Origin of the sequence: Sedimentibacter acidaminivorans (assembly GCF_017873955.1) — a bacterium.
In the GTDB taxonomy this organism is placed as follows: Bacteria; Bacillota; Clostridia; order Tissierellales; family Sedimentibacteraceae; genus Sedimentibacter; species Sedimentibacter acidaminivorans.
Genome location: NZ_JAGGKS010000007.1, coordinates 81,970 through 106,020, shown reverse-complemented (window position 1 = coordinate 106,020; position 24,051 = coordinate 81,970). Strand labels below are relative to the sequence as shown.

Sequence of the window (24,051 nt, the reverse complement as noted above, 5' to 3'; positions counted from 1 at the left end):
ATTATTATAATATTTCTTCAATTTAAATTTTGAGAATACTGTTATTTTGGATCTACTTTAACGCTTGTTGCTTGTACACCATTTTCCAAACCAATAACCACTATTGACTTAATAGGATTGTGGTCTGCACCCATGCTGAACGAACCCGTTACACCAGCAAAATTTTCTGTTGACGCAAGAGCATCTTTAATTGCAACTGGATCATTAGAACCAGCACGCTTAATTGCATCAGCAATGTATTTTCCAAGGTCATAACCAAGAGCGTTAAATGCATTAGGTTCTGAACCATTTTTTTCAGTATATGATTTAATAAAATCTTGAACCATTGGATCTTGATCTATTGATGAATAATGATTTGAGAAGTATACATCATTCAACGCTTCAGCACCAGCAAGTTCTAATAGTACTGGCGAATCAAAACCATCAGCACCAAGTATTGGAGCTTTGATTCCTAAATCACGAGCTTGTTTAATAACAAGTCCTGCTTCTTGATAATATCCTGGAAGAAAAATAACATCAAAATCTTGTCCTTTAATTTTTGTTAAAATAGCATTAAAATCTTTATCCTTAGCTACATATCCTTCTTGAGCAACTATTGTTCCACCAGAAGCTTCAAAAGTCGAAACGAAATTTTCTGCTAATCCTTCTGCATAATCACTTGATTTATCTTGTATAATAACAGCTTTCTTTGCACTAAGGTTACCTGAAGCAAAATTTGCCATTGTTACACCTTGGAAAGAATCATTGAAGCAAAGACGAAATACATATTCATTAACATTGCCTTTTGCATCAACAGTTACCCCTTCATCAGCAGTTGCTGAAGCAGATATAACTGGAATTTTATTTCCCATAGCTACAGGGATAGTTGCCATAAAATTACCTGAAGTTGCAGGTCCAAGACTAGCAACAACTTTTTCTTTTGTCATAAGTCTAGTTGCTACAGTAGTAGCTTCTGCTGAATCTGATTTATTATCAATCTGTACTGGTACTATTTGCATTCCGTTAATTCCACCAGAAGCGTTAATTTCATCAAACGCCATCATAATACCAGTTACAGATGCTTCTCCATAAGACGCAACATCACCTGATAATTCATAATTTATACCTACCTTAACCTCTTTTGCAGCATTATCAGCATCTGAACTTCCACCATTTGCATCATCTTTACTACATCCAGATAATAATCCCACTACTAATATTGCTGATAGTAATGTTAAAAGAATTTTTTTCATTTTGAATAATACACCACCTTGTTTTTTTGAATTTGAAATTTATATTAATACATTTTTATAATTTTGTCAACAACAATTTAATTAATATTTTCGTTTATCTTTAAATTAAAAATAATTATACGTCAAATATTAAAATTATAAAATTTTATTTATTTATACAATTTAAGCCTTTGTGAAACATACTTATGTACTTATATCAAATACATTTTTGATGTATTGTATAGAAATCAAAAAGCTTCTCAGGAATAACCCAAGAAGCTTTTTGATAATACACGATAGTAAGTATTGAATGTTGGTTACTTATTAGCAGCCACAATCATCATTGTTTCCTAATACACAATATAAAACGATTAAAAGCAAGAAGAAAAATAATAATGAATCTCCTTCCATTCCTCCAATGCCGCCTACTAATCCATTATCTCCCCCACAGAAGCAAGCAAACACTACTAATAAGAGGAAAAACCACAACAAACTATCTCCATTATCTCCATACCCTAATATATTTTGAAACATTTATGTTACCTCCTAATTATTTATTTTCTATATATTATTCTTAACCCCATATAAATGTTACTTGATTATTCATCATTTAATAATTTTAAAATATTTTTTATTTTTTCTACAAAAGAATTATTATCAATTATTGGGTAATTTCGAGGGTTAGAGTTAGTTCTATATATCTTATGATTTTTATTATTGTTTCGATTTCTAAAATTACTTCCATTATGATTTACTTCATTTATATTTTTCAATATATTAATGAAAATATCAGCATTTTTCTTTGTCATGTCATCACTATTTTTAGAAATATACTTAATAATATTTTGAGCTCTATCTAACGGTGGCATATTATCCAACTGCCCTTTGAGATTTTGGTCATACGAGTTATCTTTTATTCTATTAATTCTATATAATATATCTATAACATCTTGCATTTTCAACAAAGAATTTAAGTCTGTTTCTTTTTTATGCAACATAACCACCTCATTTACATTTTAATTTATTATATGACTTAAATTGGTTAATGTAACCATTTTATTTACTTAATTTACCTTACAAACTGTATAAAAATGTATAAAATATTTTGGGTGATTTTTTTAATTTATAAGTTTTTAATTAATAAATTTTATATTTCAGAATTTTTTTCTTATTTGTATTTGTTTTTCTTATACTTTAGTATATAATGTTATTATATGTTTTTATGAAGGAAGGATATTTATATGAGGGTACTACTAAATTCAATATTAATAATTTTAATAGGTTTTTTATCATCTACTTATTCTTTAAAACTATCACCGATTGATTATAAAGGTTCTATTGAGATTGAAACACCTAAAGATACTAGCACATTAAATTTAAACATTGAAAATAATAACAAAATATTATTAAATCCAGAATCTATTGTTATAAAACATATTTCTCAAGAAGTTGAAATTATAAAAAACTACAACAACAATATTTTTACAGCATCAATTTATCAGGATGACAAATTAATGCGTGATAACATTAATGATTTAGAGCTTGTATCAATAACCCCATCAGATACTGAATTTACAATAACTAAAGATAATCCAATGATTACAACTATGGATATAAGTCAAAAAAATTTAGATTTAGATGATGGTACATACAAAATAATATTTTCATCTAATCTAATTAACAATTTAGATAATTCATCTATTTCTATTCAAGTTACTTATGATACAGGTGGGTCTTATGTTTCTGCTTTGAATTCAGCTTTACCTAATACCAAGGGATTAACTTTATACTTTACAACTGAAAATAGAGATATATTAATCCCCGTTACAAGATTTGTTGTTGAAGATAAGTCATTAACAAGAATGGCAATTGAACAACTTCAAAATGGTCCTACAAATATTAATATGAAAACTGTTGTCGGTGATGTATCAAACTGTACATATAACAATGGTAATATATTAATTGATTTACCAAGCAGCTATTTACAATATAACAATTCAAGTACTGAAGGTTTATTGTCATATCAAGCTTTTATTAAATCAATATTTGCAGTTGATAGATATTGGCCTATATACAATATTTCATTCACCGTAGACAGAAAGGAAATAGAAAATTACTTCTATGGAATAAACAATTTAAAAAATCTTCCAAATGAAGAAAATAATTATTTAATTTATTTAGCGTATAAGATAAACGATAGGTATTATTTGTTTGATTCAAAGGTAGACATGAAAAAGTCAGGAATCACAGATAATGATATGTTAGAAATTAAAGCACAAAAATTATTTGATGTATATTCAAATACAGATTTATCTTATGCAAGAAGTCCTGTTCCAAAAAATATAAAACTTCAAAATACAAAAATTGAAGGAAGCACTTTAATACTAGATTTTAACGATGAGTTTTTAAATTCTTATAAGGGAAAAAATGATTTAAGATCAATGATGGTTGAATCCCTTATATACACATTTACAACTATCCCTACTATTGATAGTCTAAAAATAACAGTAAATAGCAAACCATTGACAAACTTTATCAAGGATAAAGATTTATCAGGAATTTTAATTCCTCCTGAATTTATAAATCCTGAAACTGTTTATTAATTAATTAAATAATTTGATGTATAAATATTTCACAAGGAGGATTTATGAATTGGTTTAGAAATTTTATGATAGGAAGAAATGGTATAGATCAACTTAATATGGGAATTTTAATATTTGGAATGGTAATAACTTTTATAGGTGATATTTTAACTTCATCTATATTAATGCTAACAACATATTTCATATTTGGTATATGCATATTTAGAATGCTTTCCACAAATATTTCTTCTAGAAAAAAGGAAAATTATAAATTTCTTGAATATTGGAACCCAACGCGTTCATGGTTAAAAATAAAATATAATATGGTAAGAGGAAATAAAATATATAAATATTTCAAATGCCCTAACTGTAATAAAATTCTCCGAGCACCAAAAGGAAAAGGAAAAATTATAGTCACATGCCAACAATGTAAAACAAAATTCACAAAAGAAACTTAACAATTGTAATAATTTACATTTTAATTATTAAACTCACCCTGCGATATTTGATATTGCAGGGTGAGCATTTTTATGTGTACTTTTTATCTTTATTTTTACTCATTAATTATTTTATGCCCAATAGAAGTTTTTTTAAATGCTGCAACAAAAATTATTGCTACTATTATTCCAAATATAGACTGGATAATATTTCCTGGTATATCCATGATTGTTGAAATGAAACTTCCAACCATAACAGATCCAACAACATAATACGAAATTATCTGCCATACACTTCCTACCAAGGCGCCTGCAACCCATTTAAATCTACTATTTCCAGGAATCTTCTTTATTATATAACCCATAATCAAAACCATAATTCCTTTGATTATAAAAGTTGGTATTGCATAGTGACTATATCCACCTAGCAAATCAGCTAATGATGCTCCAATGCTACCTGCCCATGCACCATTTTTACTGCCTAATAAAATAACAGCAATAAATATAAAACCATCACCTAAATGAACATATCCGTTTGTTACTACAGATGGAACCTTAATTGTGAAAGTTGCAACGCATATAAGAGCCGCAAGCAATGATGTATAAATCATATTTTTAATTTTTTCATCATTCATATCTCTACCTCTTTCAAATATTTATAACATAAATATTATGTCTAAATTTATTATATATAATTCTGTACCTTTTAAAAGATACAGTTTTACACTTTTTATTAATGTCAGATTTTAAGACAAATAAAAAAGGTAGGATTTACCTACCAATTAAATCATTTTAAAACTGTGCACCCTTTTGTCGACAAAAATTCACAAGCGCTACTCTAATAGTTAGCTCAAACCCAGCTACCTCGCGGCACACAGGATGGTCTACTTACTGCTGCTTCCTTCCGGACCTGACAGGGTTCATAGGATCCTATTGCGCAAGACCAAGCTCTCAACACCACTTGTTAAAGTCAGACCTCACAAATTTAGCCTCTAAAAGGGAATTCCACCTTGCTATAGCGGGTTGCAAGTACAGGGCACCGCTACCTCCCCATGTAGCACAGTATAGCTATGTTAACATAAATCAAACCAACTGTCAATGTCAATTATTTCAAAACTTCTAAGGTTTTTTCCTCCTCGAATTGTTTTGTATATAACATGTAGTAATACCCTCTTTTAGAAATTAAGCTTTTATGTGTGCCTTGTTCTACTATTTTTCCATCTTTAACAACTAATATTATGTCCGCTTTTTTAATCGTTGAAAGCCTATGTGCAATTATAAATGAAGTTCTACCTTTTAACAAATATTCTATTCCATCTTGTATAAGCTTTTCTGTATGAGTATCGATTGACGAAGTAGCTTCATCAAGTACAAATATTTTAGGATCTGCTAATATTGCCCTTGCAAATGATATAAGCTGCTTTTCTCCAGTTGAAAGCCTATCACCGTTTTCACCTACCTCTGATTCGTATCCATGTTCAAGTTTATCAACTATGGTATCTGCTGATACTATTTGTGCAGCCTTTTCAACTTCTTCATCTGAGGCTTCAAGCTTTCCATAACGAATATTTTCTCTAATTGTTCCAGAAAATAAATGTGGATTTTGAAGTACATATCCTAAATTAGAATGTAACCACAGCTGCGACCTCTCTTTATAATTTTTACCATCAATTAATATTTCGCCCTGTGTTGGTTCAAAAAACCTACATGCTAAGTTTACAAGTGTACTCTTTCCAGCACCAGTTTCACCAACTATTGCTACATTAGTCCCTGCTGGAATTTTTAAATTAAAATCTTTTAGAACTTCTTCATCACCATCTGGATATTTAAAAGTTACATTTCTAAATTCTATTTCGCCTTTTATAGTTTCCCAGTTTTCTTTTTTGGGATTAATATTATCTCCATATTTTTCAATTACTTCTTCTGTATCTTTAATTAGCGGTTCCTTTTCTAGCAGTTCCGTTACCCTCTCTATATTTGCCTGCAATGATACAACTTCAGCGAATATCCTTGCAAGCTGTTGGATTGGCTCAAATATACCTATTGCATATGATAAAAAAGCAGATAAAGTACCCAAGAGAATCATATCATTCATTGCTAAATATCCACCTCTTGATAACACTATAGCTGTAGATGCTGAGCCAAAAAATACTATAATGGGAATAAACACCGCATTTAGTCTTGACATTTTTAAAGAATTTAATTCCATCAAATCTGTAACCTTAGTAAAACCATGTAGATTTTTGTCTTCTATTACTAGAGTCTTTGTTGTTCTTGCACCAGTTATTCCTTCGTTAAATTCACCAGTCATTTTAGAATTTATTTTTCTTATTTTTCTATTTGTACTAAGTAATTTTTTTTGAAAATAAACCGTAACAATAGCCATTATTGGAACTACAACAATTACTAAAAGTGCTAGCTTAACATTCAATAATAACATAGTTATAAATACGCCTATAACATAAGTTAATGACCAAAATATATCTACTAACCCCCACGCTATCATCGAACCAATTTTATTTGTATCACTCAATACTCTTGACATAATATATCCAACAGGTGTTGTATTGAAATATGATAAGGATAAAGTTTGTAAATGAGTGAATATTTCTTCTCTTAGGTCATAGCCCATGCGCATTTCAACTATAATTGCAAGTCTTGCAAAAATAACAACCGTCATTACCTGAATAATCAAAGATAAAGAATATATTATAATAAATTTATTTAGTCCTACTGTGGTCATTGGAACTATAAAATTATCAACTGCATGTTTTTGAAACAAAGGCATTAATATATCAATAAATGCAGATACAAGCATAAAAAGAACTATTCCTATCATCATTTTCGTATAAGGCTTAAAAAATCTATTTAACTTGAACCATACCCTTAAATTAAACGAATTCTTACTATTGTCTTCTTCTTCATAATAAGACACAAAATCACCTCATTTCTATTAACTATTAGTTATTAACTCAAACTACTATCATCTGATATATTCATTTGAACATCATATATGCTCTTATAAATCCCACTATGATTAATTAAATCCTCGTGAGTTCCTAAATCCACAACCTTTCCTTTGTCTAAAACTAGAATCATATCAGCTTGCATCAATGTAGTTATTCTATGGGAAATCAATATCGTTGTAGAATTTTTTCTGCTTTCTTTTAATGCTGATCGAATTTTCGAATCAGTTTCAGAGTCAACAGCTGATAGAGAATCATCAAAAACCATTATTGGAGTTTGTTGCAAAAGCATTCTAGCTATTGCAACACGTTGCTTCTGACCTCCTGATAATGTAACACCTCTTTCACCAACAACAGTGTCATATCCCTTTGAAAAGTTCTCTATAGCTTCATCAACATGAGCTATTTCCGAAATATGCTTTATTTCATCTATTTCAGCATCTGGATTTACTATGCTTATATTTTGCTTTATCGTCCTAGAAAACAAAAATGGTTCTTGAAGTACCATTCCTATATTACTTCTCAAATAATCCCTCTTTATTTTTCTTATATCAACCCCACCTATTGTTATAGTACCACTATTTTCTGGCAAATCATACAATCTATTTAATAGGTGCATCAGTGTAGTTTTACCAGACCCAGTACCTCCTAATATAGCAAAAGTGGTACCAGCTTTTATTTTAAAGCTAATGTCACTAACTACAGGAACAGGTCCTTCATACTTAAATGAAACATTTTTAAATTCAATATCTTTATTCATGTCTACAGAAATATTATCAGGCTCATCATCTTCTACAGGTTCATTCAACACTTCACAAATTCTAGTAACTGAAACCTTTGTCTTACTCATTTCACCTAATATACGTCCAAAACTTCTTACTGGCCATGCCAACATTGAATTATATGAAACAAACACCAAGAACTCTCCTAATGTTATAACACCATTTGAAGCTTGAATTACACCAACGCATATAATTGTCATAACTTGAAATCCTGTTACTAAATCTCCTAGTCCCCAATAATATCCCAACTGATATCCTAGTTTAACCCACAAATCGGAAAAGTCCCTATTTTTCTTTGAAAATCTTTCTATTTCATATTTTTCTCTACCAAACGCCCTAACAACTCTAACTCCCGTTAAATTTTCTTGTGCCGCCGAAAAAAGGTCCCCTTCGGCTTCATCTGCTACTAAAAACTTTCTAGATAAAATACCATAAAAGATTGACGAATATATTATAATTATCGGTACAAAAATAAGTACAATTGACGTGAGTTTGAAATTCATAGAAAACATCAATGTTAAAGATACAATTATAAGCATTATTGTTCTAAACATTTCTGCTAATTGAGTAGAAATAAAGTTCCTAACCACCTCAACATCTGACGTTGATCTTTGTATTATATCCCCCGTTTGATTTTTTACATGCCAATGATATGGAAGTTTTTGTATATGTTCGTACAGCCCATTTCGTATATTTTTTATTATTCCTTCCGAACCCTTTGCTATAGTAACCCTTCCAATATAATCACATATGCAAGTAATTACAGCTAAAATCAGCACTGCTACTGCACTAATCCAGATGTTTTCCCTTAATCCTTGTCTACCACCAATTGAATCAATGAGATTCATAATAGGGGAAATAAAATTCATTGGTTTATCCCCAATAACTGAGTCAACTGTAATTCTAATAACTTGTGGGGTTATAAAATTAACAAAAACTCTCAATACAGTTGCAACTGCAGATATAAATAAAAACTTCTTCAAACCATCCGCATACGAAAATAATATTTTATAACTCAATTTATTTTTACCTTTCATTACGTATGCCCCCTTACCAAAAAATCCCAAAGCTTAAATACCTTGGGTTGTATAATATGCATTACTACTAGATCTAATTAGTATTCATTTAAAATGCACTACCTTATTTTTAGATTACTTATTCATTTTATTATACTTTCTAATTACTGTCAAATGAAATATATCTTTCTTCTGGTATTAGTCAATTTAAATAAAAAAACCCTATAATATAGATTAAATGATATCTACAATAGGGTATTAAATGATATATACAGAAAAGCAAAATATATTATTCCTTAATAAGCTTTTCAAAATTTTCACTGTATTTTATTTCTCCATTATTATATACCCACATAGCCTCTGTATCAGGTAAACTGTCAATTAGCTCTTTGCCCTGCTCATAAGGCATGCTAAATATTGCTGTAGAAAGACCATCTGCCTTGCCAGAATCTATACAAATAATCGAAACTGATGCAAAATATTCTGATGGGTACAATGTTTCTTGATTAATTATATGATTGTATCTCTTACCATTTACCGTATAATATCTTTCATAATTTCCACTTGTAACCAAAGATTTATCAGATAAATATACAAGTTTTAAAACATTACTTTCACTTTCCTTATTAGGGTTTTGGATACCTACACTCCATTGTTCGTTTGTATCTGCCTTATTTCCTAATCCTCGAACATTTCCACCCACACTAATTATTGCTGAAACTAATCCTTTTTCCTTTGCTAATCTGCTAACCTGCTCAGTTGCATATCCCTTAGCAATTGCTCCAACATCAAGGCGCATATCAGGATCACTAAGATAAACAGTTGAATTATTTTCATCAACAATAACACTATTTATATCTGTATGCTCTGCTGCGTCTTTTAACTTATCTATAGAAGGCAATTTTGCATTTTCTGGATCTTCTATACCTTCAGTACGATATTCATGCCATATACTTAGTACTGAACCTAGAGCTATATTTGTTTTTCCACTTGTCTCTACATACTCGTCTTTAGCAAATAGTATTAAGTCAATTATTTTTTTATCAACTTTTATTGGCTTTATTCCTGCATTATCATTTATTGTTTTAATATTGTTAATTCCCTCATAATCATTATAAATATCATATAGTTCATGATACTCTTTTAGATCATCATATATTAATTGTGAATATTCTGTAAACTTTTCTTCGCTTTCTGCAAAACCTACAATTGTTGTAACCGTGTCGAATAAAGAAAGAAACTGAGCTTCATAACGAGTTGGTTCCTTTTTATTACAAGCTGATAGATTAAGTAACATTATAATTACAATTAAAATTGCAGCAATTTTTTTTAACAAACTTTTCACCTCAAAAATAAGGGGTAGCAATACTACCCCTCACAATTTATTTATTACTTTGCATTTGCCTGTGCTTTTTTTATTGTTTCTTGGAATTCACCAATTCCTACTGTTACAGAAGCCATTAAATCAGCATCTGTAGTATGACCATCTTCATCTACAGCTATACCTTCAACTTCTTCAACTGTTTTTCCAACAACATATTTTGAGAACGCATCTGATTGTTCAAACCATTCTTTACCGATTTTAGAAGCTTTTTTCATTCCATATTCATCACCTAATTCAACTTTAGATTTTAAAGGTGCTGCTAAATCAGTAGTAATTTTACCTTCTGTAGTGAAATTTATATTGCTTTGAGAAGCTTCAATGCTACAGCTTGTTATTACACCATCAGCATCAAAAGTTGTTGCTGTGTAATAAGTATAAGCTTGAGCTACTCCTTCTGCATCTGCTGCAGCATCTTTAGACTTTGCTATAGAAGTAGAAACTCCTAATCCAAGCTCATCACTTGATTTAGCGCCTAAATCTTGAGCATTAGCAACTGCTTTTTCAATTCCATCTATATATCCACCAATTTTAATTGAAACTGATGCAGCTAAATCAGCATCTGTAGGAACTCCATCTTCTGTTACAGCAATTCCTTTAATTTCTTCAACTGTTTTACCTATTACATAATCAGCTAAAGCATTAGCTTGCTCATTCCACTCTTTTCCTATTTTAGATACTTTGCTAATTCCATATTCAGTACCAAGCTCTTGTTTTGATTTAAACTCACTTGCTTTATCAGTAGTTATTTTACCTTCTGTAGAAAAGTTAATTTTTGTTTGTGCAGTATCTATAGCCGCTTTAACAATTTTTCCTTCATTATCTACAGTAACTGCAACTACTACTGAATCAACTTGTGCTAATCCTTCTTTGTCTGCAGCAGCATCAGTTGATTTTCCAATCGATGATATAACTGCTATACCAGTTTTTACTGAATCATCAGTAGCTGGTGTTTCTGTTGCTGGTGTCTCTGTTGCTGGTGTTTCTGTCGCTGGTGTTTCTGATACTGGCTTTTCTGAACTACATCCAACAAATACAAATAAAGACATAGTTAAAACCAATAATAATACTAATAACTTTTTCATTAAATTCCTCCATAAAATGTTTAATTTTTATATAAATTCGGTTATAACCCGATATATATACATGATTTATAGTACTCTAAAAGACTTATTTAAAATCGCAATTAATCTTCCTTTTTTACTAGGTGTAATTTCTAATTCATTTATTAATCCTAAAGCCTTATTATAATACTTTTTTGATAACAGATGAGTGTAATTAAGACCACCTGACTTTACAACAGCCTTATTAATATCATCTCTTGTTACCTCCTTGTTCCTTGCCTTTTCTTTAAAGCCTAACATATTTTTAAAGGTATAAATAAGTGGTAAAGTTACCACTCCTTGTTCATAATCAGATTGTACAGGTTTTTTGGCGACATCTTCTGTTGTTTCAAAATCCATGCAATCATCAGTTAGTTGAAAAATCATACCAATATATCTTCCAAGCTCTTTATATTTATTTATCTTTACTTTATCTGTTTCACATAAGACAGCCCCTGCATAAAATGAAGCTTCAAACAAAGCAGCGGTTTTACCTGATATTATTTTCAAATATCTATAAACAGATAAATCTAAATTGTAATTGTTAATATGTTGACTTAGTTCACCAACACAAATTTTAGTAATATAATCTGGCATATCTAACTCAAGATAATCTTCTTTATTATTAATTGATGCTGCAAGCTTAAGGGAAACCGCTAGTAAGTAATCACCACATATAACTGCAGTTCTCTTACCATACTTTTTTTGAAGTGTTACGGAGCCTCTTCTCAAATTTGCATTATCTATAATATCATCATGAACTAAAGTTGCAAGATGTAACAATTCTATTGAGGCAGCAAATTTTATTGCATTTGGATGTACTAATCCATCTATATCCTCAGCACATGCAATCAAAGATATAGCGCGTATAAATTTACCATTTGAACCCATCAAATGTTCAGTATAACCTCTAATTACACGAGGAGAGGAAGATAGAACACTATCTACCTCTTTTTTTACTAGTTTTATCGCATCGTCATATTTTATTAACTTTACATTATCAATATTTTCTTTTGTTTTTATATCTTTATTAGTCATTGTAAATATACAGCCTTCTCACAAATGGTATTTGTTTCCATTTCTTTTTAAGGTATGGCATAACATAATAGTCTAAGCCAAATGTTCTACCAGCGCCAATCAAGAGTGCAATTGATGCAAATATCATCCAGAATGTATTTAAATACAATCCAGTTGTACAAACAAACATAACTTGAAGAATTAATGACAATGCAGATGCAGGGAATGTAAATAACCCACCAATTAATGCAAGTCCAATCAATATTTCTGCTACAACTATAGAACCTTGCATAAATATTTGAACTGAATCACTAGGCATAATTAAAGTATCAACAAACCAATTCATAAGTGGTACATTTAATTTAAATGCAAAATCGCTAATTGTTGATTCAGCTAAAGCCTTTCCACTAACAAATATAACTTGGAACAAACCAATAAAATCAAAGTTTAAGATTGCTGTTCCAACCGATTCAGCAACTTGAGACGCTGCTTCAGCTGTAGCTGCACTCACTCCATCAGCTGCCCCAGTAGCACTACCCCCACTAACAATATTATTGTACCATGCATTTGCTCCACCGAAGAATGCAGTCAACATAGGTGAAGTAAACCAACCTTCAACAATTTTCATAACTCCTTCAAAAACCCAAACACAACCAAGCCAAATTCTTAATGCAACAAGTAAAAAACTTGGAGTTCTATTTGAGAAGTGTCCACCTACGAAACTTCTGCAATTTCTTATAGTGAAAAATTCATGTCTAATGTAACTAAATATTTTATTCCATCCCAATACCTGAATAAAGTATACTATATTTATAAAATGTTTTGCAAACATAGCTAGGAAAGACGGAAGTTTAAACATATGGTTTGGAAGTCCAACGCTAGCAACTCCATATCTTCCACCAACACAAACCATAAATCCATGATTTTTATGTTGATATGCATGCATTTCACCGTTCCCTGTGATTACACATTCAATATTGTGTGCTGCAGTTTCTGCACTTTGTTCAGCATTTTCAACTACTTGAGGTACCGGTCTCTCTTCACCTTCACAAATATAGAACATGTTATCTCCAACAACATAAACATGCTCGTCATCAACAGAACGCAAATATTGATCTAACTTAACACGACCTCTTCCACCGCCTTCAAGCTGTTTAGTAACCTTAGTTGTTATATCAGAACCTTCAATTCCAGCTGCCCAAATAACAGTTCCAGTAGTGTGACGAGTTATTTTATCTCCATTTTTAGTTTCGATATAATCTGATCCAACACTTTGAACAAAATTGTTAAGAAGTAAATCAACGCCCATCTTAGTTAATCTCTTCTCAACCTTTTTAGAAAGAGTTTCATCTAGATTTGGTACAGTTCTAGATAATCCATCTGCATTAACAAGTGTTACAAGTTCTCTTTCTATTTCATACTTCTCGCAAAGAATAGGAACATACTCTGCAAGCTCTCCAATCATTTCAACACCAGTAAATCCAGCACCAACAACATGGAAAGTCAATAGTCTTTTCTTTTCTTCTAAATCTGTTTCAACAGCTGCTTTTCTAAACATATCTTGTATATGATCTTTAAGTTTAACTGCATCTTCATATGACCAAAGCATGAAAGCATGGTCCTTAACACCACTAATTCCAAAATCAGTAGGCTTTGAACCAGCAGCTAACACTAAATAATCATAATCATAATTTTGATTTTTACCATTAACTAATTTTTTATCAAATTCAATTGAATTTATTGTATCAAGCTTAACATCAACTTTTCTACCTGCAAAAACTTTTTTTAAACTAATTTTTATACTGTCCTCATCAACACGATTCGCAGCAACCTCATGAAGTTCTGTTAGCATTGTATGAAAAGGATTCTTGTCAATTATTGTAATACTAACATCATTATTTTTCTTAAATTTCTTTGCTAATTTTTTAGCGGTTAGAATTCCTGCATAACCAGCACCTACAACTACAATCTTAGTCCCCATAGCACTCTCCTTATTTTTTAGTGACAATTTTATCAAATTATATTAAATCAATTAAAATTGAAACATTAATCTGAATTTATATATGATTAAAATTTATTATACCCTTTGTTTACCATATATAAACCTTTTATGAAAATTTTATTGTATTACATTTAGTATTAAATCACATATTAATATATAGGTTTTATTTATACTTATATTGCTTAATTGTTAAATTCTAAACTTTTAAAATCAAATTTTTTATTAACCCGTCTGTCGGTTCAGCATTATCAAACTGCATTTACATATTTTAGTAAAAAAATAATTTATTACTATTTTCTATATCCTATTTCATAAGATATTTTATATGCTGCATCTTTTAAAACTTTTATAGATTCAGTTATTTTTTCTTGAGTCATTCTTAAAGATGGACCAGTTACACTTATTGCATATTTAACTGCACCCGAATGGTCAAACACCGGTGCTGCAACACATACTAAGCCCGTCTCATATTGCTCATTGTCAATTGCATATCCTCTATCTTTAGTAACAGCTAGTTCTTTTATAATTTCATTTTTATCAGTTATGGTATTTGGTGTAAACTTTGGTATATCATCTGGTATTATTATATTTTGTTTTTTTAAATCTAAATACGCAAGCATAACTTTACCATCTGCAGTACAAAACGACGGACTTCTCGAACCAATTTTTGTAGATATTCTTACTGAATTATCACATTCTTTTTTATCAATATAAACAACATCATTACAATCTAACACAACAGCATGTACTGTTTCTTCTAAAACTTGACATACCTCTTCAATAATTGGATAACCGATAGCCCTAACGTCTATAGAGCTAACAACTAACTCTCCTAATCCTATTAGATATAATCCAAGCCTATATTTTTGTGTCTTTTCATCCTGTTCTATCAATCCATGTTGTTTTAATGTATTAATAATTCCATGAACGGTGCTTTTATTTAACCCTAGTTCATCAGATATTTCTGAAAGTTTAAGTTCTCTTTTTCTCTCATTAAAACATTTCAATATAGAAATAGCCCTATCCACAGATTGTACCATTATTTCCACCCATTAAATGTATTTTAACAGAATTTTAACATATCTTTGTAATAAAATCAATAACTAATTTTTGGCGATTATTTAAACACAAAAACAAATAATTCACACAAAATTGTGGATTATTTATGCAATTCATTGACATTGACAACTTAATAAAATATAATTAAATATATATATATATAGAAAGGATAATTCTTATGAGCAATCAAATTACAAGAGAAGAAGCTTGGAAGTTATTGAACGAATACAACAAAGAGGACTTTCATATACAACACGCTACAACAGTTGAAGGAGTAATGGAATATTTTGCGAAGCTGCTAGGTTATGAAAACGAAGTAGATTTTTGGGGAATAGTTGGACTTTTACACGACCTTGATTTTGAAATGTATCCCGATGAGCATTGTATTAAGGTTCAAGAAATAATGAGAGAAAAAGGAATTGATGATAAAATTATTCATGCAGTAGCCAGTCATGGTTATGGATTGACCGCTGTTGATGCTAAGCCTGAACACACTATGGAAAAAGTTTTATTTGCTATTGATGAATTAACTGGCCTTATAGGCGCGGTTGCTCTTATGAGACCTTCTAAAAGTGTTTTAGACCTTGAAGTAAAAAGTGTTAAAAAGAAATTTAAATCTGCTAGTTTTGCAGCAGGATGTTCTAGAGAAGTAATTGCTCAAGGAGCAGAAATGCTAGGTTGGGAGCTAGACTATTTATTCGAACAAACAATTCTAGCTATGAGAGAACTAGAAAAAAAAGCAACAGCTAATTAACCATTAGCTGTTCAGATTACTGACAAAGTCAGCAAGATGACAGGCTTTTGACAAAGTTCAATTTCAAGGCGCGAAAAAATGGGCAACCGCAACGTATACGTAATACGTGAGGATTGAACATTTTTGAAGCAACGAAGAAATTGGGGTTTGTCAAAAGCCTGAACAGCTAATTAACCATTAGCTGTTGCTTTTTTCCTAATACCTCTTATTTTGTTTTTCACTATAGTAAATGTTAAACAAGAAATAATTGTAACTGGTATTACTACAGCAAAATAAATAATTAATCTAGTTGTAACAGATAATATTCCTTTATCTGCTGCCAGTATTATCATTGTGGTCAATACAATCGGATGCATTAAATATATATAATATGAACTTTGTCCAAAAACCTTAATAAAACCATACAATTTATGCAATTTTTCTTTTGCAAATAATCCAACAAGATATACAAATAATATCGATACAGTTGAAAACGAAAACCATACAAATGAATAAATTTTCATGTTATAAAAAGAAACTAAAGTATAAGCTAGTCCTATAACTATATATCCAATTATAGCATAAACTTTATATTTCTTAAGCCATGTAGTAAAGTTCTTATACTCAAGTGTAACAAATATACCAAACATATAAAAAAACATATATTTTAAAAATATTCTATCCGATAAATTAAATCTTATATATTCAACACATAGAGAAGTTACAATTGCTGATATTACAAGTAATCTAACTCTATTTTTCGATTTTTTTACTAAATTATAAAATATTGGTCCCATTAAATAAAGTTGAGTTATAATTATTACAAAATACAAATGATATGACATAGTGCCTTGAACAACACTTTTCAAGAAAAATTTAATATCAAAGCCATAAAATCCAAATTTAATATATGCAAAATAATATAACACACACCAAAACAAATACGGAATTAACACCCTTGTTAATCTTTTTTTAATAAATTCAAAATATTTAAACTCTTTGTTTCTATACCCATAAAAGCCTGTAACACCACTTAAAAAAATAAATATTGGCGTTGTAAACTTCAAACTTCTGTTTAAAAGTGTCATTACTATATGAGGGAAACTACCATGAATATAATCCGTAACCCCTGTTGCAGAAATATGAACTATCATTACAGCTAGACAAGCTATAAATCTCATATAATCCAATTCCAACAATTTCTCCCTTTTAATTGTAAGAACATTCAAATCAGATTTCAATTATATCACGTCTCTTTCTAATTATTTAGTTGTATCTTTATGATTTTAACACCTAAAACTAGTTTTTGCAATGGCTATTATTTTGATATAATATAAATAATATAAATTTAATAATATAAATTATTTATATTATATATTAACTAATTACAGTTCTTACCAATATATGCGTCAATGTAATATTTATGCATTAATATTCTTTAATAAGTTGGAAGTTCATTCATTTTATAAATTGTTTTGCAATTTTATTAATAATTTACGTTTTAGCGTATACGTTATGACATATTTGTGGTAAAATAATTACATTGAATTAATGAATACTTATATACGGAGGTGTGCTATGTGCGTAAAAGAAGCTGTAATTAAAAGAATTAATGAACTATGTGCAGAAAAGGGGTTAGCCGTAAATAAATTAGCTAATTTATCAGGTATAACACCATCTACAGTATACAGCGTTTTTGACTCTGATAGAAAAGATGTAGGGATTGTACTAATTAAAAAAATATGTGATGGTCTTGAAATTCCTTTAAACTATTTTTTTAATACCGAAATTTTCAATGCGTTGGATCAAGAACTAATATAAAAAACAGGCGACCTATGGTCGCCTTAAATCATTATGTATTAATAAATATTACCGCTCTTTATTTGTTTTAACAAATATGTATACCTTTTTTCTGTCGCATCTACTTTATGGATAGCATAATCAATTAGGTCTGGATTTGTAACATTTTCAAAAATATTTTTCGCATCTTCCCATTCTTTTCTCGCATTTTCTATACTTCTATATATATCATCTACTGAATCTTCAGTGTCTTGAGATTTGATGCTATTTGCAATGTTCTTTAAATAAAATATTTTATTACCATGAGTATTCATAACAAACAACCTCCTATTCCATTTATATTATTATAGACAGATGATTGTTTTTTATTCATATTTTACTAAATAATCCATAAAATTTATTTTAAATAATTTACAAATAGCCTTTACTATTAATTATCTATTTCCACATTAAAAAGCTACGAGAACTTATATTTATTTGTATATTTTTTAAACATTTTTAAAGAGCAATTAGCTATTAAATCCACAGGGAAATCCACTATATTTATTACTTCTAAAGCCAAGTCATGTTCACCTACTGCTGAATCAGCGTGTGCATCACTCCCTACCACTATTGGTACATTATACTTTTTACACAAATGTAACATCTCTATATCATTTTCTTTAGTATTCCTTCTATAATTATCCGGATTTAAAGAAGAATTATTTAACTCAAGAAGTACATTATTTTCTTTTGCTCCAAGAACAAGCGCTTCAAAATCTACTGGGAAATTACTATCATCTGGATGTCCAATTATATTAACATATGGATTTTTCATAGCATTTAAGTAAGCTCTTGTATTTTCTTCTTTAGTTCCTGGATCTATACAAGGCAAATGTAAACTTGCAATTACAACATCTAATTTCTTTAATATATTATCATTCAAATCCACTGTTCCATCGAAATCCATAATATTAACTTCTGAACCTAATAATAATTCAACACCAAATCTATTTTTTTCAACTGCTCCAAAATTTACAAAATAGAATTCCGAAAAGGCTCCTGTCATTTTAGGTCCATGGTCAGTAATTGCTAAAAGCTCCAACCCTTTTTCTTTTGCAGCAATAACCATCTCTCTTATAGTATTATAAGCGTGACCGCTTGCAATTGTATGTGTATGAGAATCTAAAACAAATTTCATCATTCATATCCTTTCTTAGTAAATAAACCATTTTTACTGTTGTGTTTTATTATAACCTATTATAAAAATAATTTCCAGTATTTAAAAAAAGCAGACAAATATGTCCGCATACATAATTACTCTATTGACTTTTATTATAACTTGTGATAAAATCCACCTGATACGTGTTATTATTTTTAAATACACTTATCCAATTTACTTTTGTATCATATCATAAAAATTAGAATTTGTCAAGTATTTTTAAAATATTTTTTATTGGGGTGATTTTTTGAGTTTTGAATTGACTACTTTTTCTTCTTCTATTATAAAAAAACAAGCAATAAATGAAATCATAAAATGCAATGATTTTACAGAAAATTTTGGTCTTATATTGACGCACAATCAAGCAGTAGAACTTGTTGAAACGCGATCATATGCTCTTAAAGCAAACAGACGAATTGAATTTGGTGGTGGCGTAATTGATAAAATAATTAAGGAATTTTGCAACTCTCCTTATATATCAATGGACAATTATGCTGAAATACTACGAGAACTTGTTGAAATGTTTTACTACTATAAAAATGAAACGCTTGATCTAGTTAGCGATGACGACTTGATAAAATTCATGGGGAAAGCTTTTAACGAGGTATGTCAAGGCTCATTAGAATTACTTTCAAATAGAGAACTTGCAAATATGGCACAAAATATCCGCTTTGGATATAACTCAAATTATAAAGAATCTGAGGATGAGGACAATGATGAAAAAGGGGAATATTGAAAAATATAGTACTATTGATAGAAGTAAACTTAATGAAGAATTCTATTTTCAATCTTTGATTGAAGAAGCTTATCATCATAATATGTTGACCAACTCTGATATTGAATCTATACAATATGGTTGTCTCGAACTACTAGCATATAAGACAGAGAAATATAATAGCGGTGATAGTAGCTCCATTCCTGTTGAAGTTGCTGAAGATATTATGAAATCAAATCTTTATACAATTGGTATTTGGCTTAAATCTTTTCCATATACTGATGATGCTATTAAAGAATTAAAAACTGTCAATATGCATGATTTATATAATCGAGGTAGAAAGCGTATTGCTACAAAGATAAATGCAGCGAAGCATATTTTTATGCTAACATTGAAAAATAAGATTAATACAGACAACTACACTTATAATTCTACAGTAGTTGATGGCATCAAAGGGTTCTTCAAATTATATAACCCAGATTTCGAAGCACACAAAATCCATATTACAGCCGATTATCCTCTATGCAATCAAATAAAAAATTTAGTTGGTATTGAATTCATTGAAAAATATTTGCAATCTATTTATTACGAAAACATGTTTTGTAAATTCTTTTCGCCAAATGATATTCAGTACTTGCTATGCGGATATGAAGAAGACTATAGCGACTTAATATTTAATATTTTTCAACAAGTATTAACAACGGCGATAGGTTGCGAACTAATACATGCTGATGTCACCACTCTTAATATAACCAAAACTCAGCTTGAACTTCTACACACTGTATTGATAAATAAATCCAATGTAGAAATTAATCACCTAATACTTAATGCAAGTAAAAATCTTTATTTTAATCTCAATTTGACAAATATTTCATTACAAAAATATATTGAGAGTTGTTTACCTAGTATTATCCATGCTGTTTGTTTCTCAGTAAAAGAAAATTCATTGAATAGAATATTTATTGTGAAAAAATATCCAGAACACAATTCTCTGATGCAATTTTCTTTTGGTGAAAAGATGGATAATGAATTGTATCGCAAAATAATAGATGAAATAATTCATTGCCGATATTTATCTGATAAATTATCTATTATAAGAAACAAAATTCATTCACTTAGCGATATTGAAGATCTATTACTAGATGCAGAGCTAAACGAAAATGAAATTATGGCTGTGCTTTCTACTTTAGACATAATTGAAATTGCAGCTCTTTCAAAACATCATCCTTATAAACCTGAAGTTGAAGCAATAGAGTATAGTAAATCTGAAATAAAATTACAGTCGTGCCTTTATAAATACATATTGTCTCAAAATCCAATCAAACAAGAAGAAATTAAACAACTAATAAAACAAATAACTACAATTCACTGAGAAATAGTAGATAGTTATTTAATTACATAATTGTAGTTAATCTATGTAGCTATGTGGATATTCTTAACACCTTTTTTAGAATAAGAAATATGGCGCATTTAATATAAACTGTCTGTGTCTTTAATATAGGTAGTAAAATCCAATACATTTACATGAAATTTGCTATATAGATATATAAGATATATAATGCTATACCATCTATATAATTGAATAAATATTACATTTGTATGATACATTACTTCCTTGAAAGTGATTAAAAAGCCATGAACGTGATAATATTTTTTTAAATATATAAAAAAATTCATTGTACATGTTCATTTTTCAGGCATAATAACTCACTCGTAAAATTTACTAATATTTATTCGTATATTTAATAAATATCATTTAAGCAAAATCAGAATAGTAATATTTAATTACAAAAAATTCATGAGAAACATATATTTCTGCGCCTATGGAAGTTTGCTTTTTTAGTGGTGCTTTGACAATTTATTCATACCTCGAAACAAATGATTCAATAGAATAAACCCAATTTAAATGAATTTTGTTAGTCAACATATATTTTTACCTTTACCATAGCTTTATGCTCTTCGTCCCATGATTCAACATCCACAATATTAGGATCATCAAGTGTACCGTTTATTAATTCGTCAATAATTCCAGCAAAATCTATTGTTGTGATATCAATACCCTTACTTTCCATTTCTTTTCGTGCATCATTTGGTATCATTTTAGTCATTTTGCCAGCCATTTCACCAATTGCTGATAATAGGCGTATAGGAATATTAACGTTAACATTAACCGCTTGATTATCGGATGTTACTCTAATCTTAAGATATTTGTAATTATGTTTTGTAGCATGATGTATAACCTCAACTTGTTGTACAGACTCAGGTTCATTTGTCTGCTTGAGCGCTTCTAAAAGTTCCATGCCTTCCGAAGCAGTAATTTGCCCTTTTTCAATCATTTCTAATATTTTTAATTGCTCACTCATTTCTTACCTCCTGAAATTATAAATTTTTAATTTTTTCTGTTGCCTGTTTTGCACTAATTTCACCTCTTGATAGTTGTTCAAGAATTTCTTCCTTAGCAGCTTCCTTTAATTCCTTCTCTTTTGCACTTTCTTTTGTAGTAACTTCAAATCCTAAACCTTTAATAACATTGTCTAATTTACCTCGAACTGTTGGATAAGATATTCCTAATTCTTTTTCAACATCTTTAATATTTCCACGGCATTTGATGAATATCTTTACAAAATCAAGATCATCTTCCGGGAGGCGGCAAAATTCACATGGCTGAAAATCACCTTCAATAGATGTTGAACACTTAGGACATCCCAGTCTAGTTATTGAAAGTTTTTCTCCACATACTGGACATTTACCAGGAGCTTTGTATTTCATTATTTTCACCTTCTTAATTTGTTTTGTTATAAATAATATACACCTGCCTTTTTACAATGTCAATATATAAGTTAAAATAATTAATATATTTATTAATATATTTAATATTATTATTGATTATTTCAATAAGATGCTTGATTTTATTTTATTATAAAATATTTTCTTGATTACTCTTATAATTTAGTTATATTTTCTAATGTTTATGTCAATATAAATAAAGCTACATACTATAATTAGATACAGTACGTAGCTTTATACCAATATTTTATTTTGTGTTATGCAAATATTTTAATATTTTTTTCAACTATACTAAAAAGCAGTATATTATTATTTTATTTGCAAATTCATTAGCATTAAGAGAGCACCATATACGTTTATTTTGCCCCAACCATAGTCACAATCGTATCCTTGTTCTCCTAAATCCACAGCTGACATAGCTATGGCAGTACGTACATCTTTGGGAGTGCTGTCAGGAACCTGAGAAAGCAATCCCGCTATTATTCCTGCGGCACGCGCATTTGCATAGGATGTTCCGGAATACTTTTTAATTGTTCCGTTCAATGATAATGCCATAACGTCCTTACCCTGGGTTACAGCAAACACTCCATTCCTCTGTGAAAAATCTGCTACAGTATCATTATTGTCGATTGCTCCTATTCCTATTACAGTTTCATACTCAGCAGGATAGTATACTTTGTTCGGCTCTCTGACATTATCGTTGCCTACCGCAGCAATAACAACAGCTCCATTTTCCTCGGCATGAGCAACTGCTTTCCTTAGAATCTCACTGTCCTCTGTGGTTCCTGAGCTGATGCATAACACCCTACAACCGTAAATATCTACCGCATCGAGAATTGCTTTTGCTAGAAGTTCTGTACCACCGTTCACAGTTACACCTGAAGAATATCTCGATTGATATACCAAAGGTACCACCTTCGCATCTGGAGCTGTTCACTCTACAGTTTCATCATCCTTTTCAGCTCCCATGATAAGAGATACAATTCTGGTTCCGTGTCCTATTTTATCATCTGTGCCCTGCTCTGGAAAAACATAGTTTATACCTTCCTCAATGTGCTCCCCCAGGTCCGCAGAATATACTTCCATAACTCCTGTATCAATTATAGCAATACAGATGCCAGAACCGCCCGGAGTTACTTCAGTAATGGTATACAATGAATTTATATTTATTACAATTGCCGTTAATATTACAATAAAACCTTTCATTTATCCATTCCTCTATAAAAAATTTAAAGGAATGCACTGCCGCATTCTGGCAG

The 24,051-nt window shown here is 29.8% G+C and carries 22 protein-coding genes, 1 other RNA gene and 1 pseudogene; 6 read left to right on the top strand and 18 right to left on the bottom strand.

Translation table 11 applies throughout. The features are described from left to right. Window positions 1-41 precede the first annotated feature (41 nt). From J2Z76_RS11915 to J2Z76_RS11905, 3 genes are all read right to left on the bottom strand, one after another. Window positions 42-1,232 carry an ABC transporter substrate-binding protein gene (locus J2Z76_RS11915; RefSeq protein WP_209512289.1) on the bottom strand — a complete coding sequence of 397 codons (1,191 nt, stop codon included), beginning with the start codon at window positions 1,230-1,232 and terminating at the stop codon, window positions 42-44. A gap of 303 nt (window positions 1,233-1,535) precedes the next feature. Continuing rightward, complete coding sequence (locus J2Z76_RS11910; protein ID WP_209512288.1) at window positions 1,536-1,745, bottom strand: hypothetical protein; 210 nt, start codon at window positions 1,743-1,745, stop codon at window positions 1,536-1,538. A 65-nt stretch (window positions 1,746-1,810) separates the two neighbouring features. Next, a complete protein-coding gene (locus J2Z76_RS11905; protein WP_209512287.1) occupies window positions 1,811-2,209 on the bottom strand; it encodes a hypothetical protein in 399 nt (132 codons plus the stop codon). A gap of 243 nt (window positions 2,210-2,452) precedes the next feature. On the opposite strand from J2Z76_RS11905, the gene J2Z76_RS11900 reads away from it, so the two are divergent. Both J2Z76_RS11900 and J2Z76_RS11895 read left to right on the top strand, forming a co-directional pair. Next, window positions 2,453-3,814, top strand: coding sequence for a GerMN domain-containing protein (locus J2Z76_RS11900; RefSeq protein ID WP_209512286.1), 1,362 nt, complete (start codon window positions 2,453-2,455; stop codon window positions 3,812-3,814). A gap of 44 nt (window positions 3,815-3,858) precedes the next feature. Beyond that, window positions 3,859-4,251, top strand: coding sequence for a hypothetical protein (locus J2Z76_RS11895; RefSeq protein WP_209512285.1), 393 nt, complete (start codon window positions 3,859-3,861; stop codon window positions 4,249-4,251). Between the two features lie 95 nt (window positions 4,252-4,346). On the opposite strand, the gene J2Z76_RS11890 is transcribed toward J2Z76_RS11895, so the two are convergent. From J2Z76_RS11890 to J2Z76_RS11850, 9 genes are all read right to left on the bottom strand, one after another. Then, window positions 4,347-4,865: an ECF transporter S component gene (locus tag J2Z76_RS11890; protein ID WP_209512284.1), complete on the bottom strand. Its 519-nt coding sequence runs from the start codon at window positions 4,863-4,865 to the stop codon at window positions 4,347-4,349. Window positions 4,866-5,028: 163 nt separating this feature from the next. Further along, window positions 5,029-5,293: signal recognition particle sRNA large type (ffs, locus tag J2Z76_RS11885), an RNA gene on the bottom strand. A 42-nt stretch (window positions 5,294-5,335) separates the two neighbouring features. Further along, window positions 5,336-7,165 carry an ABC transporter ATP-binding protein gene (locus J2Z76_RS11880; protein ID WP_209512283.1) on the bottom strand — a complete coding sequence of 610 codons (1,830 nt, stop codon included), beginning with the start codon at window positions 7,163-7,165 and terminating at the stop codon, window positions 5,336-5,338. 32 nt (window positions 7,166-7,197) lie between these two features. Then, window positions 7,198-9,015 carry an ABC transporter ATP-binding protein gene (locus tag J2Z76_RS11875; RefSeq protein ID WP_209512282.1) on the bottom strand — a complete coding sequence of 606 codons (1,818 nt, stop codon included), beginning with the start codon at window positions 9,013-9,015 and terminating at the stop codon, window positions 7,198-7,200. A 268-nt stretch (window positions 9,016-9,283) separates the two neighbouring features. Beyond that, entirely contained in the window at window positions 9,284-10,339 is a 1,056-nt protein-coding gene (locus J2Z76_RS11870) for an FAD:protein FMN transferase (RefSeq protein ID WP_342455042.1), read from the bottom strand. A gap of 44 nt (window positions 10,340-10,383) precedes the next feature. After that, a complete protein-coding gene (locus J2Z76_RS11865; RefSeq protein WP_209512281.1) occupies window positions 10,384-11,460 on the bottom strand; it encodes a hypothetical protein in 1,077 nt (358 codons plus the stop codon). 66 nt (window positions 11,461-11,526) lie between these two features. After that, complete coding sequence (locus tag J2Z76_RS11860; RefSeq protein WP_209512280.1) at window positions 11,527-12,516, bottom strand: polyprenyl synthetase family protein; 990 nt, start codon at window positions 12,514-12,516, stop codon at window positions 11,527-11,529. Continuing rightward, window positions 12,509-14,476: an NAD(P)/FAD-dependent oxidoreductase gene (locus J2Z76_RS11855; RefSeq protein WP_209512279.1), complete on the bottom strand. Its 1,968-nt coding sequence runs from the start codon at window positions 14,474-14,476 to the stop codon at window positions 12,509-12,511. The genes J2Z76_RS11860 and J2Z76_RS11855 overlap by 8 nt, the downstream gene beginning before the upstream one ends. A gap of 311 nt (window positions 14,477-14,787) precedes the next feature. After that, window positions 14,788-15,537 (bottom strand): IclR family transcriptional regulator, encoded by a 750-nt coding sequence (locus tag J2Z76_RS11850; RefSeq protein ID WP_209512278.1) that lies wholly within the window; start codon window positions 15,535-15,537, stop codon window positions 14,788-14,790. A gap of 197 nt (window positions 15,538-15,734) precedes the next feature. On the opposite strand from J2Z76_RS11850, the gene J2Z76_RS11845 reads away from it, so the two are divergent. Next, window positions 15,735-16,310, top strand: a complete 576-nt coding sequence (locus J2Z76_RS11845) for a hydrolase (RefSeq protein ID WP_209512277.1) — start codon at window positions 15,735-15,737, stop codon at window positions 16,308-16,310. Between the two features lie 170 nt (window positions 16,311-16,480). Here the strand turns inward: J2Z76_RS11845 and J2Z76_RS11840 are convergent, their stop codons facing one another. Further along, a complete protein-coding gene (locus J2Z76_RS11840) occupies window positions 16,481-17,485 on the bottom strand; it encodes an acyltransferase (protein WP_209512276.1) in 1,005 nt (334 codons plus the stop codon). A 382-nt stretch (window positions 17,486-17,867) separates the two neighbouring features. Between J2Z76_RS11840 and J2Z76_RS11835 the strand changes: the two genes are divergently transcribed. Further along, the gene (locus J2Z76_RS11835) at window positions 17,868-18,110 is read left to right on the top strand and encodes a helix-turn-helix domain-containing protein (protein ID WP_209512275.1); all 243 of its coding nucleotides are present in this window, start codon (window positions 17,868-17,870) and stop codon (window positions 18,108-18,110) included. Between the two features lie 38 nt (window positions 18,111-18,148). Here J2Z76_RS11835 and J2Z76_RS11830 read toward each other — a convergent pair whose 3' ends face one another. Both J2Z76_RS11830 and J2Z76_RS11825 read right to left on the bottom strand, forming a co-directional pair. Then, the gene (locus J2Z76_RS11830; RefSeq protein WP_209512274.1) at window positions 18,149-18,403 is read right to left on the bottom strand and encodes a YaaL family protein; all 255 of its coding nucleotides are present in this window, start codon (window positions 18,401-18,403) and stop codon (window positions 18,149-18,151) included. A gap of 143 nt (window positions 18,404-18,546) precedes the next feature. Continuing rightward, entirely contained in the window at window positions 18,547-19,269 is a 723-nt protein-coding gene (locus tag J2Z76_RS11825; RefSeq protein WP_209512273.1) for a phosphatase, read from the bottom strand. A 268-nt stretch (window positions 19,270-19,537) separates the two neighbouring features. On the opposite strand from J2Z76_RS11825, the gene J2Z76_RS11820 reads away from it, so the two are divergent. Next, window positions 19,538-20,026, top strand: a complete 489-nt coding sequence (locus J2Z76_RS11820) for a DUF6323 family protein (RefSeq protein ID WP_209512272.1) — start codon at window positions 19,538-19,540, stop codon at window positions 20,024-20,026. After that, window positions 20,007-21,377, top strand: coding sequence for a DUF6179 domain-containing protein (locus J2Z76_RS11815; protein ID WP_209512271.1), 1,371 nt, complete (start codon window positions 20,007-20,009; stop codon window positions 21,375-21,377). Before J2Z76_RS11820 ends, J2Z76_RS11815 begins: the two co-directional genes overlap by 20 nt. A gap of 544 nt (window positions 21,378-21,921) precedes the next feature. Here the strand turns inward: J2Z76_RS11815 and J2Z76_RS11810 are convergent. The 3 genes and pseudogenes from J2Z76_RS11810 to J2Z76_RS11800 form a co-directional block, all read right to left on the bottom strand. Further along, window positions 21,922-22,368 carry an SHOCT-like domain-containing protein gene (locus tag J2Z76_RS11810; protein WP_209512270.1) on the bottom strand — a complete coding sequence of 149 codons (447 nt, stop codon included), beginning with the start codon at window positions 22,366-22,368 and terminating at the stop codon, window positions 21,922-21,924. A gap of 16 nt (window positions 22,369-22,384) precedes the next feature. Beyond that, window positions 22,385-22,774, bottom strand: coding sequence for a DUF2089 domain-containing protein (locus J2Z76_RS11805; protein WP_209512269.1), 390 nt, complete (start codon window positions 22,772-22,774; stop codon window positions 22,385-22,387). A gap of 327 nt (window positions 22,775-23,101) precedes the next feature. Continuing rightward, window positions 23,102-23,998, bottom strand: a pseudogene (locus J2Z76_RS11800) (S8 family peptidase). Window positions 23,999-24,051: the final 53 nt, after the last annotated feature.